This is a genomic window from Paenibacillus sp. FSL M7-0420 (genome assembly GCF_038002345.1).
GTDB lineage: Bacteria > Bacillota > Bacilli > Paenibacillales > Paenibacillaceae > Paenibacillus_AQ.
In genome coordinates this window covers 5,603,392-5,618,923 of the sequence record NZ_JBBOCJ010000001.1, presented here as the reverse complement: position 1 = coordinate 5,618,923, position 15,532 = coordinate 5,603,392, and the positions used below count along the sequence as shown (strand labels likewise).

General features: G+C 52.6%; 18 protein-coding genes and 1 other annotated feature. All 18 genes read left to right on the top strand.

The features are described 5' to 3' along the window. Nucleotides 1-21: 21 nt before the first annotated feature. The 18 genes from MKX51_RS23945 (at nt 22) to MKX51_RS23860 (ending at nt 15,496) form a co-directional block, all read left to right on the top strand. Complete coding sequence (locus MKX51_RS23945) at nt 22-1,056, top strand: rod shape-determining protein (RefSeq protein ID WP_036725912.1); 1,035 nt, start codon at nt 22-24, stop codon at nt 1,054-1,056. Between the two features lie 67 nt (nt 1,057-1,123). Next, a complete protein-coding gene (gene mreC / locus MKX51_RS23940) occupies nt 1,124-1,993 on the top strand; it encodes a rod shape-determining protein MreC (protein WP_340938667.1) in 870 nt (289 codons plus the stop codon). Further along, nucleotides 1,993-2,523, top strand: coding sequence for a rod shape-determining protein MreD (gene mreD, locus MKX51_RS23935; protein ID WP_340938668.1), 531 nt, complete (start codon nt 1,993-1,995; stop codon nt 2,521-2,523). The genes mreC and mreD overlap by 1 nt, the downstream gene beginning before the upstream one ends. 81 nt (nt 2,524-2,604) lie before the next feature. After that, nucleotides 2,605-3,264 carry a septum site-determining protein MinC gene (gene minC / locus MKX51_RS23930; protein ID WP_340994112.1) on the top strand — a complete coding sequence of 220 codons (660 nt, stop codon included), beginning with the start codon at nt 2,605-2,607 and terminating at the stop codon, nt 3,262-3,264. A 5-nt stretch (nt 3,265-3,269) separates the two neighbouring features. Further along, nucleotides 3,270-4,064: a septum site-determining protein MinD gene (gene minD, locus MKX51_RS23925; protein WP_076079452.1), complete on the top strand. Its 795-nt coding sequence runs from the start codon at nt 3,270-3,272 to the stop codon at nt 4,062-4,064. A 166-nt stretch (nt 4,065-4,230) separates the two neighbouring features. Beyond that, nucleotides 4,231-5,097 carry a M23 family metallopeptidase gene (locus MKX51_RS23920; protein ID WP_340938669.1) on the top strand — a complete coding sequence of 289 codons (867 nt, stop codon included), beginning with the start codon at nt 4,231-4,233 and terminating at the stop codon, nt 5,095-5,097. Continuing rightward, nucleotides 5,090-5,932, top strand: coding sequence for a M50 family metallopeptidase (locus MKX51_RS23915; RefSeq protein ID WP_340994111.1), 843 nt, complete (start codon nt 5,090-5,092; stop codon nt 5,930-5,932). Before MKX51_RS23920 ends, MKX51_RS23915 begins: the two co-directional genes overlap by 8 nt. 34 nt (nt 5,933-5,966) lie before the next feature. Next, nucleotides 5,967-7,208 (top strand): Rne/Rng family ribonuclease, encoded by a 1,242-nt coding sequence (locus MKX51_RS23910; RefSeq protein WP_340994110.1) that lies wholly within the window; start codon nt 5,967-5,969, stop codon nt 7,206-7,208. A 101-nt stretch (nt 7,209-7,309) separates the two neighbouring features. Next, nucleotides 7,310-7,395 (top strand) — a sequence feature (ribosomal protein L21 leader region). A gap of 14 nt (nt 7,396-7,409) precedes the next feature. Next, on the top strand, nt 7,410-7,721 hold the full coding sequence (gene rplU / locus MKX51_RS23905; protein WP_036698983.1) for a 50S ribosomal protein L21: 312 nt from the start codon (nt 7,410-7,412) through the stop codon (nt 7,719-7,721). Between the two features lie 12 nt (nt 7,722-7,733). Continuing rightward, nucleotides 7,734-8,069: a ribosomal-processing cysteine protease Prp gene (locus MKX51_RS23900; protein WP_340938673.1), complete on the top strand. Its 336-nt coding sequence runs from the start codon at nt 7,734-7,736 to the stop codon at nt 8,067-8,069. Nucleotides 8,070-8,086: 17 nt separating this feature from the next. Next, on the top strand, nt 8,087-8,398 hold the full coding sequence (gene rpmA, locus MKX51_RS23895) for a 50S ribosomal protein L27 (RefSeq protein WP_020429282.1): 312 nt from the start codon (nt 8,087-8,089) through the stop codon (nt 8,396-8,398). Between the two features lie 238 nt (nt 8,399-8,636). Then, nucleotides 8,637-9,377 (top strand): Spo0B domain-containing protein, encoded by a 741-nt coding sequence (locus MKX51_RS23890; protein ID WP_076079456.1) that lies wholly within the window; start codon nt 8,637-8,639, stop codon nt 9,375-9,377. A 15-nt stretch (nt 9,378-9,392) separates the two neighbouring features. Beyond that, a complete protein-coding gene (gene obgE, locus MKX51_RS23885) occupies nt 9,393-10,700 on the top strand; it encodes a GTPase ObgE (protein ID WP_340994109.1) in 1,308 nt (435 codons plus the stop codon). Nucleotides 10,701-10,914: 214 nt separating this feature from the next. Continuing rightward, nucleotides 10,915-12,093 carry an SPFH domain-containing protein gene (locus MKX51_RS23880; protein WP_340994108.1) on the top strand — a complete coding sequence of 393 codons (1,179 nt, stop codon included), beginning with the start codon at nt 10,915-10,917 and terminating at the stop codon, nt 12,091-12,093. Nucleotides 12,094-12,098: 5 nt separating this feature from the next. Further along, nucleotides 12,099-12,845 (top strand): hypothetical protein, encoded by a 747-nt coding sequence (locus MKX51_RS23875; protein WP_340994107.1) that lies wholly within the window; start codon nt 12,099-12,101, stop codon nt 12,843-12,845. A 15-nt stretch (nt 12,846-12,860) separates the two neighbouring features. Continuing rightward, the gene (locus MKX51_RS23870) at nt 12,861-13,616 is read left to right on the top strand and encodes a hypothetical protein (protein ID WP_340994106.1); all 756 of its coding nucleotides are present in this window, start codon (nt 12,861-12,863) and stop codon (nt 13,614-13,616) included. A gap of 147 nt (nt 13,617-13,763) precedes the next feature. Beyond that, nucleotides 13,764-14,201, top strand: a complete 438-nt coding sequence (locus MKX51_RS23865; protein ID WP_036698990.1) for an ACT domain-containing protein — start codon at nt 13,764-13,766, stop codon at nt 14,199-14,201. A gap of 8 nt (nt 14,202-14,209) precedes the next feature. Then, nucleotides 14,210-15,496, top strand: coding sequence for a homoserine dehydrogenase (locus MKX51_RS23860; protein WP_340994105.1), 1,287 nt, complete (start codon nt 14,210-14,212; stop codon nt 15,494-15,496). Nucleotides 15,497-15,532 lie beyond the last annotated feature (36 nt).

Sequence of the window (15,532 nt, the reverse complement as noted above, 5' to 3'; positions counted from 1 at the left end):
CATGGAAAAGGAGCATACAAGATGTTAGGTGGTTTTACGAAAGACTTAGGAATTGACTTGGGGACAGCGAATACGCTCGTCTACGTGCGCGGTAAAGGGATCGTTGTCAGAGAGCCGTCCGTGGTTGCTATTAATACCGATACTAAGACGATAGAAGCAGTAGGGGAATCCGCCAAAAAAATGATCGGACGCACACCGGGCAACATCCGTGCCATCCGTCCAATGAAGGACGGGGTCATCGCTGATTTCGATACTACAGCAACTATGATCAAATATTTCATCCGCCAGGCCCAGAAGCAGCGCTCGATGTTCCAGCGCCATCCGAATGTCATGGTCTGTGTGCCATCCGGAATTACAGCCGTTGAACAGCGTGCCGTTGAAGATGCTACGAAGCAGGCCGGCGCGCGGGAAGCTTACATTATCGAGGAGCCTTTTGCTGCTGCCATCGGTGCAGATCTTCCTGTATGGGAACCAACCGGAAGTATGGTTGTAGATATCGGCGGCGGAACTACCGAGGTGGCGGTAATCTCACTCGGCGGTATTGTTACCAGCCGTTCTGTACGTGTGGCAGGGGATGATGCAGATGAGTCTATCATCCAATACATCAAGCGCCAGTATAACCTTATGATCGGTGAACGTACCTCCGAGCAGCTCAAGATGGATGTGGGCTCTGCCCTGCCGCTTGAGAAGGCTGAGACGATGGAAATCCGCGGACGCGATCTGGTAACCGGTCTGCCGAAGACGCTGACCATTACCTCTGATGAAATCTGCGAAGCTCTGTCCGATACTGTGAATGCAATTGTTGAAGCCGTGAAGGTAACGCTGGAGAAATGTCCGCCGGAGCTGGCTGCCGATATTATGGACCGCGGCATTGTGCTTACAGGCGGCGGCGCACTTCTGCGCAACCTGGACAAGCTGCTGGCGCGTGAGACCGGAATGCCGGTGATTGTAGCCGAGAATCCGCTGGACTGTGTTGCAATCGGCACAGGCAAGGCGCTGGAGAATATCCACTTGTTCAAGAGCCGCAGCAGTTCGGGCCTCCGCTCCAAACGCTAGGATCATGCGGACTGTGAACGTCAACCCCTGAGGTTGGAGAAATACGGTTATTAGAGGGTGCTCGAGATTGTTCAAGCTGTTTAACAATAAACGACTGTTTATATTGCTGATTACGCTGGTTACGTTTATCGTTCTGATGGGCTTCAGCCTGGGGCAGAGGAAGACCCTGTCCTGGCCGGAGAACTTCCTCAGAGATACGACCGGATTCGTGCAGAAAATGTTCTACAAGCCCGCTGGATACGTAGCGGGCTTCTTCCAAGATATCGGGAATCTGAAAGAGCTGGCCGAAGAGAACAAGCAGCTTAAGATTCTGGCTGCACAGTACGCCCGGGATAAGGCACAATTTAATTTCATTAAAGCCAAGAATGAACAATATGAAAAGGATCTTCAATTCACTAAAGCTCAAAAGAACATATATAAATATGAATATCTTATCTCCAATGTGGTCAGTGTAACGACAGAACCGGGCAATAATACACTTGTTATTGATCTCGGGGCAAAAGATGGCATCAGGCTGAATATGTCCGTAACTTCTATAGAGGGGCTTGTAGGAGTTATAAGCAATGTGAGTAACTTCACCTCTACCGTGAAGCTGATGACGATGATGGATATCAACGACCCCAATTCACAGCCTCCTATAGCAGCAACCGCTGTTAACAAGGAAGGCAAAACCTTTGGAATGATTGAGAGCTATGACCAGCAGACCGGAATGCTGCTGATGAACAAAATTCCCGTAGGTGACCCCATTGCCAAGGATGATGTCATTATCTCTTCGGGCATTGGCGGACGATATCCACGCGGTATGCCTATCGGCACGGTGGAAGAAGTGAAGATCGGACAGTTCGGATTAACCTCTACAGCGATTATCAAGCCGGCGGCAGGATTCCAGGACTGGAAGGAACTCTTCGTTGTCTATACGGAGGAGCGTGTAGAATAGTGAGGATGCGCAGACCTGTCCTGGTACTTTTGTTATTCTTTTTGTTTATTGTGGAAGGTACAGTGCTTCCCTGGCTGATTCCTGACGGCTGGCAGATGCGGATTATTCCTAATCTCGTCTTCATCGTCATTCTGTTCGTAACGGTGTACCATCACCGGCATTCGGCACTTATTCTGGGTTTGTCGTTCGGCATGCTGCATGATGTGGTCTTCTATGGCCGCATACTGGGTGCTCATTCCTTCGCTATGGGTTTATCTGCGTACCTGATCGGGCTGATATTCCAGATTCCCCGTGCTCCGCTGCCGCTCATGATGACAGTGGTGCTGCTGGGCAGCCTGCTGGAGGACAGTATTCTTTTTGCCATCTATAATGTGTTTAATCTAAGCCAGGAGCCGTATAATTGGGCGCTCTTGCATCATATGCTGCCTACCATGCTCATTCATTTTGCTGCAGGCCTGCTTCTCTACATTCCGCTCCGGCGCCAGCTGGAGCTGCTGAAGAAAGAGACTATCGATGAGGAGGCTGCGTAAGCTGCAGCAGCATTTTCTTATCACCCAAAGAAGGAGTTTGCCCGGCCCGGCACGAATGAATGAGGATAGGGGGACAGGCATATGACAGTTAAATCCAAGCACGTAAGGATTAAGGGCATCAAGGATGGCCTGGTATTCCTGCTAGACGACAAGTGTCCCTTTGACGATCTCTTAAGCGAGCTTCGCTACAAGCTGGAGCACAGCCATCAAAATATTCTGACCGGACCGATTGTGCATGTGGATATTAAGCTGGGCAACCGTGCTGTTACTGAAGAAGATAAAGAGGCGGTACTGGAGATCCTCAAGAGTCAGGGGAATCTGTTAATCCGTTCGGTTGAAGCTATTGAAGATCCTGAAGAGAAGGATACGGAAGCCTTGTTCATGATGAGCGGAATGCTCCGCTCGGGCCAGGTGCTGCATCATGAGGGCAATCTGCTGTTCCTCGGGGATGTGAATCCGGGAGGGACCATTACCTGTTCAGGGGATATCTATATTCTTGGAGCACTCAAAGGGATGGCACACGCCGGAATTAACGGTAACCAGGAGGCCATTATTGCCGCTTCCCTGCTCGCGCCTACCCAGCTCCGGATTGCTGAGATTATCAGCAGACCTCCGGATGAATGGGGAACCCGGGAGAGCAGCATGGAATTTGCCTACTTATCAGGCGGTGCTATGCAAATCGACAAAATTCATAATATAGTGAAGTTACGTCAGGATTTAAATGTGTTTAAAGGGGTGTAGCCTCCATGGGAGAAGCGATTGTCGTAACCTCGGGCAAAGGCGGAGTTGGCAAGACAACCACAACAGCCAACATTGGTACCGCACTCGCCTTGCAGGGCAAAAAAGTATGTCTGGTGGATACCGACATTGGACTGCGGAATCTGGATGTTGTCATGGGGCTGGAGAACCGGATCATCTATGATCTTGTCGATGTGGCGGAAGGCCGCTGCCGTCTGAATCAGGCGCTGGTCAAGGACAAGCGCTTCGATGAGCTGTACATGCTGCCCGCTGCCCAGACCAAGGACAAGACTGCCGTTACACCGGAGCAGGTCAAGGATATCATTCTGGAGCTTAAGAAGGAGTATGAATATGTTCTGATCGATTGTCCGGCGGGAATTGAGCACGGCTTCCGCAATGCGATTGCCGGTGCTGACAAAGCCATTGTGGTCACCACTCCGGAACATGCTGCGGTGCGGGATGCGGACCGGATTATCGGTCTCCTGGAGCAGTCATCCGTAGAATCTCCGAAGCTGGTGGTCAACCGGATTCGTCAGGGCTTGATCAAGTCCGGGGATATGCTTGATATCGAGGATATTCTGCAGGTGCTTAATATTGATCTGATCGGGATTGTACCCGATGATGAACAGGTCATCCGGGCGGCGAACAACGGGGAGCCTACTGTGATGAACCCGGACTCCTTAGCAGCGATCGCCTACCGTAATATTGCCCGGCGTATTCTTGGCGATGCGGTGCCGCTGATGCAGCTTGACCAGAAGACGGGCGCCTTTAAGAAGCTCAAGAAATTTTTTGGAATGGGCTGAATCCCGGCCACGCACTTATACATGGCAATCTTCAGTTAAGAGCCCGCTGCTGAGAAATCACCGGCGGGCTTATTTTTGTTGTGCAGTAACTTGGACAGGGCTTGTTCTAAAGCGGCTTCCGCCACTCATAAAATGGAAGTAAAACAAGCCCGCCGGAGGGATCATTATGGAATACCCGAGAGAGTCCAAGAACCGCCGCAAGAAACGTATACAGAATCTGCTGGAGGAGAAGCCGGCAGCCGGAGCAGCACCAGCACCAGAGCGGTTCCGGCTGTCTGACAGTCCTCCCTCCTTCAGAGAATGGGGGGCTGGGGACAGGAATGAATTTGCCTCTTCCCCTGAGCCTGACCCCGAGACGATGTGGAAGCAGCAGCGTAACCACTGGGAAGATGAAGACGGGAGGGGACCGGGGCAGGGCTTCCGTGCTGGTCTGCTGCGGCGGACGGTAGCCAGTCTGCTTGTCTTCGGCGCTGTATGGGGCATTTTTGCCGTGCAGGAGCCATGGGCCGTGAAGGCACAGTACTTTATTACAGACATCCTCAGCAATGATATGGATTTTGCAGCAGCACAGGTGTGGTACGAGGAACATTTCAATGGAGCCCCGTCCTTCATTCCGATTTTCGGAGATGAACAGGTACCGGCGGAGAAGGTGACAGCCGCCCACGAGCTTAGCGCTCCGCTTGCAGGAAGTATTGTGCGTCCTTTTGCCACTTCGCTTAATGGCATTGAAATTATACCGGCAGACGATTCAAGTGCCAGTGTCACGGTGAAAAGTGTAGATACGGGCCGTGTGCTGGCCGTTTCAAAGGAAGCCCGGGGAGGCATCCGTATTACGGTCCGCCATACCGGGGAGATCACGGCAGAATACGGTCATTTGAGCGGGACACGGCTCGCGGTGGATGACTGGGTACAGAGCGGAGACGAAATAGGCTGGATTCAGGGGACGGAGGATGCCCGGGTCCCGTTGCTGTTTTTTGCAGTTATGAAAGACAAGACTTATATTGATCCGGCCGAAGTGGTATCGTTTGATTAGGGTCTGCGGCATTGAATTGTCACTGCATCCGCTCTTCGTGCTGATTCTCATGGTATCCGTGCTTACCGGACAGTTCCTGGAGCTGCTTACCTTGTTTCTGATCGTGTTCATTCATGAGCTTGGACATGTATGTGCGGCCCTGCTGGCCGGAATTAACGTCAGATCGGTACAACTGCTGCCATTCGGCGGCGTTGCGGTTATAGAGGATCATGGGCGGCTTACGGCTGTCCGTGAGATCGGGATTGCCCTGGCCGGTCCGCTGCAGAACGGAATTATGATTCTGATGGCGCTGGCGCTTAAGCAGGTGGAGTATGGAAATATCGCCTATCTGGATTATTTTATCGGAGCCAACGCCATGATCGCTCTGTTCAATCTGCTGCCGGTGCTTCCGCTGGACGGCGGCAAAATCCTTCAGGCAGCCCTGAGTCTGCTGCTTCCGTATTATTACACGCTGCTGTGGACCGGCAGAGTCAGTATTGCGGCCAGCCTGCTTGTGATAGGGTTCGCCCTGCTTCCGCTTGGGAACGGGGACGGCCTCCGCCTTAACCTGCTGATGATCGGAGCGTTTCTGCTCTATTCTAATTGGACGGACCAGCGTAATTTGCCGTACCGGTTTGTTGGTTTTTTGATGAACCGTGAGCGGATTTATGAGCGGTATCTGCTGGCGGAGAGTATTGCCCGCCCAATAGTTGCCTCGCTCGCGAAACCTTTGGATGAGATATTGCGTCTATTTAAACGTAACCATTATCATTATATCTATGTGATGAATAACGACAGAGACATCGTAGCCGTTGTGCCGGAGCAGCGTCTGATTGCTTCGTATTTCGGAAAGTAACAAGCGAGAAATGATTCAAACCAGAGGTGAAGCCATGAAACAAATGATCGTTCACTGTACACAGCATATTACCCGCATGGCACTTCTGGAGAACGGGAGGCTGGTGGAATATGCGGCTGAACGCGATCAGCAGCAAGGTCTGGTCGGGAGCTATTATAAAGGCCGGGTAATGAATGTGCTGCCTGGTATGCAGGCGGCTTTTGTAGATATCGGACAGAAAAAGAATGCGTTCCTATACGTAGATGATGTATTGCATCCCCATCTGGACAAGCAGCCGGACGTCAAGCCTTCGATTGAGACGCTGCTGCAGCCCGGTCAGGAGATTGTCGTCCAGGTGAGAAAAGAACCGCGGGGCGGCAAAGGCGCGCGGGTAACCACGCATTATACGCTGCCCGGACGCTGGATGGTGTACATGCCTTTTGCCGAATATGTCGGGGTCTCCAAGAAAATAAGCCGGGAATCGGAGCGCAGCCGGCTCAAAGGCATCGGCGAGCGGCTGCGCCAGGGTGAGGAAGGACTCATTATGCGCACCGTCTCCGAGGACGAGCCGGTGGATGCCGTGGAGGGAGATCTGGCTTTTCTGCGGGCGCAGTGGGAAATGATTACGCGGCGTTCCAAGGAAGTGGAGGCACCCGCTCTGCTGCACTGCGATCTGAGTATCGTCCAGCGGTTCATCCGGGATGCCTTCAATCCGCAGCGTGATGAGCTGCTGATCGATTCGGCCAAGGCGGTTAAGGAGGCGGAAGCCTTCCTGTCGGATATGGCTCCTGAAGGGTACAAGCCTGTGGGATTCTACAGGGGGCAGGAGTCCATTTTCTCTGCTTACGGGGTGACGGATCAGCTTCACAAGAGCTTCAGTCGTAAGATCATCCTCGAAGGCGGGGCTACGCTCATCTGGGATGAGACAGAGGCCTTGACGGTGATTGACGTCAACACAGCGCAGTACACCGGCGGGACGAACCTTGAGGATACGGTAACGCGGACCAACCTGCTGGCTGCGGAGGAGATCGGGCGGCTTGTCCGGCTCCGGGATACGGGCGGTATTATTATTGTTGATTTCATTGATATGGAGCGGGAAGAGCACCGCAGGCAGGTGACGGACAAGCTGGAGAGCATTATCAGCAGGGACCGGACCAAGACGCATATTCTCGGCTGGACCCATCTCGGTCTGCTGGAGATGACCCGTAAGAAGGCCAGACATGATTCCGCCGGATTTGCCCCGGTGATCTGCCAGTGCTGCGGCGGTACAGGCAAGGTTGGGACATGGCTGGAGTAGGGATAAGATGATCAGGTTGTATATGTTTTGTAAGGAGATATTGACTAGGGCCCGTATGTATGATAATATCTTCAAGTATGTGTTTGGTTGTTCCATTCCTGCACATGCTGTAACCGCTCCGATCGGGTAGATGAAGCGTAATTCCTCCGGGGATTGCCACCTTGACTAGGCGAGTCTGAGACATGAGGAGGTGCAAGTACAATGTATGCAATTATCGAAACTGGCGGTAAACAATACAAAGTCCAAGAGGGCGATGTTTTGTTCATTGAGAAGCTGGAAGCTGAAGACGGCGCAAGCGTAACGTTTGACCGTGTCTTGGCTGTTTCTAACGAAGGTGGTTTGACTGCAGGAACTCCGCTGGTAAGCGGCGCGTCTGTAACAGCCAAAGTCGAGAAGCATGGTAAGGGTCATAAGGTTGTAGTTTACAAATACAAACCTAAGAAGAACTACCACAAGAAACAAGGCCATCGTCAACCGTACACCAAAGTAACTATCGAGAAGATTCAAGCGTAAGAAGGTGCGTTAATGATTAACGTGCGGATTACACGGGCTTCTGCTCAAGGTGTCATTGTCGGTTTTGCCGTCAAGGGGCATGCGGAATACGCAAGGAATGGCAAGGATATCGTCTGCGCAGGTGTATCGACGGTTACCGTTGGAACTGTGAATGCGATTGAGAGCCTGACCGGAGTTGTTCTGGATACTTCGATGAATCATGGATTCTTAAGCGGAACCCTGGTTCCCGTGAATGATCCCGAAGTCTCCGCCAAGGTACAGCTCTTGCTGGAATCCATGGTGCTGATGCTCAAGGATATTGCTAAATCCTACAGGAAATATATTCAGATACAGGAAGTCATCATTTGAAGAAGGAGGTTGACAACATGTTGAAATTGGATCTTCAATTATTCGCATCGAAAAAAGGTGTTGGTTCCACAAAGAACGGACGTGATTCCCATTCTAAGCGTCTTGGCGTGAAACGGGCTGACGGTCAAGCAGTAACCGGCGGCAACATCTTGGTTCGTCAACGCGGAACCAAAATCCACCCGGGCACGAACGTGGGCATCGGTAAAGATGACACACTGTTCGCACTTGTGGACGGCGTAGTGAAGTTCGAACGTTGGGGACGCGACCGCAAAAAAGTGAGCGTGTATCCGGTGGATGTCGCTCCGGTAGCAGCGGCACTGGAAGCGTAAGCTTACGGAACCTATGAAGATGAGAAGCCTCCGGCATCAGTGCCGGGGGCTTTTTTTGAAATTGTTTCGGGGTCCCGCAAAGTACCTGAGTAAGTATCGAAGCTTAAGCCACACTTTGTGGGGGAATCTGGTGATTGCGGAGAAAGCCTGTGTTATACTGGGAAATGGTGAATATGAAGCAAGATAAGCAGTGCTTACATTGGAATCAATTTTGCGAACCAAGGGACGGGGAGAAAGAATGAAATCCTGGAAAAGTAAGGTCTGGGCAGTCATGTTATCCGCAGTGTTTCCTTTAGGTCTCGTGTATTGGCAAACCTCCCTTTTCACATGCCTGCTGCTCGGAGTCTGGGTAGCGGCAGTGCTTGCATTCAGCTTTGTTTACAACCGGCGTCAATATGAAGAGGAACTGCGTATACAGGAGAATACTCTGCAGCAGGCGGCAAACCGGACACTGAATCATCATCGTCATGACTGGATGAATGATCTGCAGGTGCTTTACGGATATATCCAGCTGGGCAAGCCTGATAAATCCGTACAATGTGTGGAAAGAATAAAGGAGCGTATTGCGCTGGACAGCCGTATTGCCAAATTGGGAGTACCTTCCCTGGTGTTCTATCTGCAATCCTTCCGTACGTTCAGAAGCAGTCTGGAGCTGGACATACAGGTAGAGGAAGGGCTCCAGCTGGAGGACAAGCTGAGTCCAGAGGTAGGAGCTGAGCTGACTTCGGTAGTTATGCAGACGGTTAGAGCGTACCAGTACAGCGGAATAACACAGCATGGAGACACGCGGAAGCTTGAGCTCAGCTTTTCACAGGAGGGAAGAGACATTCTGATCTCTTTCAAAGGTGAGGGAGAGCAAGACAATCCCGAACTGCTTCAGGGGCAAATTTATAATATAGTACAAGGAAAAATCATGAAGGCGGAGCAGGTTCAGCCTGCCAAGGGTTATTTGGAACTGCGGTTACCGCTGGAGATGTAAGGAAGGTGAACATTTATGTTCGTAGATAAGGCTAAGATTTATGTAAAAGGCGGAGACGGCGGAGATGGACTCGTAGCATTTCGCCGGGAGAAGTATGTACCGGATGGAGGTCCTGCCGGCGGCGATGGCGGCCGTGGTGGAGATGTGATCTTCCGCGTGGATGAAGGCTTACGGACCCTGATGGATTTCCGTTATCAGCGGCACTTCAAGGCGGATAAGGGAATTAAGGGGCGCAACAAGAGCCAGCACGGGGCCAACGCCGATCATATGATCGTGCGTATTCCTCCGGGTACGGTGCTGATTGATGATGATACCCAGGAGATCCTTGCCGATATGACCCGTCATGGACAACAGGTTGTAGTGGCCCGCGGCGGCCGGGGCGGCCGGGGGAATACCCGGTTTGCGACGGCGAACAATACGGCGCCGGAGCTGGCTGAGAATGGGGAAGAGGGTCAGGAGCGTTACATCGTAATGGAGCTGAAGGTCATGGCGGACGTAGGCCTGGTAGGCTTCCCTAGCGTGGGCAAATCTACGCTGCTGTCGGTCGTGTCCGCTGCCCAGCCGAAGATCGGAGCGTACCACTTTACCACCATTACCCCGAACCTGGGTGTAGTGGATGTCGGAGACGGCCGCAGCTTTGTGATGGCGGATCTGCCTGGACTGATTGAAGGCGCGAGTGAAGGGGTGGGGCTTGGACATGAGTTCCTGCGCCACGTTGAACGGACGCGTATCATCATTCATGTCGTGGATATGTCCGGCTCGGAAGGCCGCGATCCTTTTGAAGACTGGGTACTGATTAACGATGAGCTGAAGCAGTACAATGCGGCGCTGATTGACCGTCCGCAGATCGTGGCGGCGAACAAGATGGATATGCCTGATTCCGAGGAGAACCTGGCTTCCTTCCGTGAGCGTGTTGCGGAGCTTCGCCCGGACCTGGAGATTATGCCGATCTCTTCACTGACCCGTCAGGGCGTTCAGGAGCTGCTCTACCGTGCTACAGATATTCTTGACAGTATTCCTGTGGCTCCGGTGGTGGAAGAAGTGGCCGGCAAAGAGCGCAAGGTGTATAAGCTGGAAGCGGAAGAGGATAACTCATTCACGATTACCCGTGACAACGAGGCCTTTGTAGTCAACAGTCCGCGGATTGAGCGGATGATTAAGAGAATGCAGCTAAGCACACATGATGCTATACTTAGGCTGGCCCGTACTTTGCGTCACATGGGTGTGGATGCCGAGCTGCGCAGACGCGGTGCTGTCGAAGGTACGATCGTGCGCATTGCTGATTTTGAATTCGAATTTGTAGAGAACAGCAGCTACTATTAATAGAGAAGCAAGGTTACCGGCTGTATCTTCCGAGAGGGGGATGCGGCCTTTTTTTATTGCTAAACAGGTGGCAAAACTATTTCTGCTAATAAAAGTTTTCTTTATATATCTGGATTAATTTACTACAATCATTATATAAGTGATGTTAAGTTGAATCCAAAGGGTGTAATCTGCGTATATCATACATACCTGTCAGGAAAGAGGGAATGGACAGATGGCAATTATTGAAGTAGTCAAATATGACGGGCCTCCGGGTGTCTTTGCCTGGAAGTATCCGAACCAGGAGCTGGGGACCTGGACACAGCTGATTGTGAATGAATCCCAGGAAGCGATTCTGTTCAAGGGTGGAGAGGCGCTGGATTCCTTCACAGCCGGACGCCACACCTTAAGCACAGCGAATATTCCGATTCTGTCGAATGTGGTGAATCTGCCATTCGGCGGCAAGTCTCCGTTCACCGCAGAGATATGGTTTGTGAACAAGATGAACTCCATGAATGTGAAGTGGGGGACCAGTGCACCGCTGCAGCTGCAGGACCCTAAGTACAAGCTCATGGTAGCGGTCCGGGCCTTCGGGCAGTTTGGCGTGCGGATCGAAGATCCCCGCAAATTCCTGCTGAAGCTGGTAGGCACGCTGCCGGTCTTCGATCAGGATACGATGATCAGTTATTTCCGCGGCCTGCTGATGTCTAATATCAATGAACTCATTTCTTCTTATCTGGTGCACAAAAAAATCAGCATCCTGGAGATCAACGCCTACGTGGTTGAAATCTCCAAGCATATTCAGGGGCGCTTGGCCTCCTCATTCCTGGATAGCGGCATTGAACTTAATAACTTCTATATTGATTCGATCAATATTCCTGATGATGATCCGGCAACCCAACGCCTCAAGGAAGCCTTGGCCAAAAAAGCGGAGATGGACATTATCGGCTTCACCTACCAGCAGGAACGAAGCTTCGATGCCATGGAGGAGGCAGCAGGCAATCCTGGCAATATAGGGGCGGGCATGATGAATGCGGGGCTGGGGCTCGGCATGGGCTTCGGGCTGGCCGGACCTGCGGCTGAGATAGCCACCCGGATGACCCGGAACATGTCCCTCGACGGCAGTACAGGCAGTCAGCAAGCACCTCATACTGCTTCTAAATCCTGCTCGGGCTGCGGAACCGTTAATCCGGCAGATGCCCGCTTCTGTACCGGCTGCGGCCGCAGTCTGCAACCCCCGCCGGAGGCGGAGAATGAGGTATGCCCTAGCTGCGGCAAGGCGGTCATCCCTGGTGCCAGATTCTGTCCGCATTGCGGAGAAGGCCTGATCCTGAAGTGCGCAGGCTGCGGGCATGAGCTGAAGCCCGGACAGAAATTCTGTCCAGAGTGCGGCACCAGAGCGGCTAACGGGTGAACGGAATGCAGAGGCAGAGGTCATATACGGGTCTTGTTACTGTCCTTTATGCTGCTGTGCTGGCAGTTACTGCCGGTGCCTTCTTCACACTTGGATTCTCGGAATCGCTGCCGCGCTTCGTAGTGACTCTGCTTGCTGTATGTATGGCAGAGACTGTGGTTTATGTATATTGCATGCTATGGCTGCGCCGTGCTCCTGAAGCGGGCCGGACTTCACCGGTATTCATCAGCGGAGCTGTAATTATAGCCTTCTATCTGGCAGCGGTACTTGCTTCGGCTATTCTGCTGGACTGGCTTCTGGAGCTGAGTCCGCTCTGGTATGCGGGAGAGCAGCTGCTTATCCTGATTATAGCTGCCCTCGTGCTCGCAGCTACTGCCGGGTATGGCTGGAATGCTGCCTCCGGGGAGCGCAGGGCTGCGGACGCTTCGCGGAGCCTGCGTACTCACATGCAGGAGTTGCAGGAGATCAGAGGGATTGCCGGCACCTGGAAGCATTCTGAGGCAAGCAGGCTGGTAGAACTGATTGATTCTCTGGAGGAGAAATTCCGCTACAGTGACCCGGTATCGAGACCGGGATTGTATGCCACGGAAGACATCATTAGGCAGCAGATCTCTCTGCTGCATGACCATGTGGCGCTGCTGCTTGTCCTGAAGGAGCTGCCGGCCCGCTGGGACACAGAGACAGAGGAATTAACGGAGAGTATTGCCGGCACGCTCCAGCGGCGTAACCTGGAGCTGGCGGCGCTTAAATAGGAGGAATAGACAGCAATGGGGATAGGGAATCAGCCGGGCGGACTGCTGCCGGGCCGGGAAGGACAGCCCTCTGATAGTCTGCCTAAGTATGAGCGGACTACTTTTGATATTGTAACTATCGGTGCCGGATATTTGTTTATGCCGTTGGGGCTCGTGCTTGCGCTGGTACGCATGCTGAGCACCCATTATAAAAATTACCGCAAGCCCGTCAATTATAGTCTGTTGTTCCATGTATTTGTGGGCGGCTTCGTGCAGTTGATGGGAATTGTCGTCAATTCCATCTTCAGTGAAGTCGCCGTTGATACTGGTACGTTAATTGGAATGTTAATTATGTTCTCATTGATAACGCTTCTGCCTGCGGCCGTATTTGCCAGAAGTGCAGCCAAGGCCAGGTTCCGGTTCGCCCAGCTAGCGAATCAATATGTGCAATTGATTACCGTAGGCAGAGTCCGCTATACCGGGAATCTGGCTGACCGCACCGGGCAGAGCGAAGGCGATGTGAACAGAGATCTTATCTATCTGCAGAAGTACGGGGTGCTGGACTCCGGGCTTCTCTTCCATGAAGGAGCGGATGCAGTGCCGCAGGCCCAGGTGGGGCAGGCAGATGCCTCTCCCTTCTCGCAGCCTGCAAGGCAGCCGTCCTATCAGCAGCCGAGGCCGCAGCAGCTTCCCAAATCTTTCCGTTGTCCCGGCTGCGGGGCACAGAATACGGTAGCTCCCAACCAATCTACCAGCTGTGATTACTGCGGGACGACCATTGCTTACAGCTGACCGGGTTCTGCAGGTGAAGGCTGTTCCTCCTAGCTAATAGGGGGACAGTCTTTTTCGCTTGTTTGCAGAAAGTTATTGCAATAAAAGCCTTCAATCCCGTATAATGTCCACTATGTACATACAAAAGTCTTTGGGGTGAGGACGTTCGTGAAAGAACGCTATTATTTGGTCCGGGAGGACATATTGCCCGATGCGGTGCTGAAGACCATGCAGGTCAAGCAGCTGCTGGAAGCAGGAGATGCCAAAACCGTACACGAGGGCGTGGAACAGGTCGGGCTTAGCCGCAGTGCTTTTTATAAATACAAAGATGGGATACACTTAATTCATCAGCTGGAGCGCGAGCGCATTGTGACGATCTCGATTGATCTGGAGCACGAGTCAGGCATGCTGTCCAAGGTGCTCGGTTCTGTGGCTGTTCACGGGGCGAATGTGCTGACCATCCATCAGAGTATCCCGCTGCAGGGGCGGGCCAATGTGGTGATCTCTGTCGAGATCTCCCATCTGAATGAAGAGCTGGGCGACTTGCTGGACAGTCTCAAGGCAATTCCCGGTGTGAAGCGTGCGTTAATTATTGGTCAGGGGTGAGAATACGAATGAAGCCGGTTAGAGTAGGTCTGCTGGGTCTGGGTACTGTGGGTACGGGCGTTGTCCGTATTGTAGAAGGAAATCAGGAGGATTTGAGCAGCCAGGTGGGCTCGCCGATCCTGATTGAACGGATTGCCGTGAAGAATACGGAGAAGCCGCGTGATATCGAAGTGGACCCGTCCAAGATTACCGATGATCCATGGGCCGTTATCCGTGACCCGGAGATTGATGTCATTGTTGAGGTCATGGGCGGGATCGCAGGGACGAAGGAGTACATCCTGGAGGCACTGGAGCGCGGCAAGCATATTGTAACAGCCAATAAGGACCTGATGGCCCTGCACGGCTCGGAGATTCTGGCTAAGGCGCAGGAGAAGCAGTGCGATGTGTTCTATGAGGCGAGTGTGGCTGGAGGCATTCCGATTATCCGCACGCTGATCGAAGGCTTTTCCTCGGATAAGATTATGAAGATTATGGGGATTGTGAACGGGACGACCAACTATATCCTCAGCAAAATGAGCCAGGAAGGCGCATCTTACCTCGACGCACTGCGGGAAGCGCAGGAGCTGGGGTATGCCGAGTCTGATCCGACGTCCGATGTGGAGGGACTGGATGCAGCCCGCAAGATGGCGATTCTGGGCACGCTGGGCTTCCGGACCAATGTGGAGCTGAGCGATGTCAGTGTAAGCGGGATTTCCGGCGTCAGCAAGGAGGATATGGCTTTTGCCAAACGGCTGGGGTACGAGATGAAGCTGCTCGGAATTGCCGAACGCCAGGATGAAGCATTCAGCATTAGCGTCCAGCCTACGATGATCCGTACGAACCACCCGATAGCCTCCGTGAACGGCGTCTTTAATGCGGTATATGTATATGGTGAAGCTGTAGGTGAGACGATGTTCTACGGTGCGGGAGCAGGGGCGATGCCTACGGCAACCTCGATTGTGGCGGATCTGGTGGCGGTTATCAAGAACCTGAAGCTGGGGGTTAACGGGCTTAAGCAGATTGTGCCGTACAAGCAGAAGAAGCTGAAGAGTGACGAGGATATCTATTACAAAAACTTCCTGCTGCTCCATGTCGATGACAAGGCGGGTGTACTGGCGAAGATTACCCAGGTGTTTGCCGAATATGATGTCAGTCTGGATTCCGTTGTGCAGCAGGCCAATCCTAATAATCCTGATGCCGAAATTATCATTGTCACACATAACGCCAGCAGAGCCAGCATGAACAAAGTGCTGCGCCACCTGGAGCAACTGAATGTCATTCACCGTATCAAAAGCCATTACCGTGTAGAAGGCTAAATATCGCAGGTGTCCATGGAACACAGGGCTTGCGCG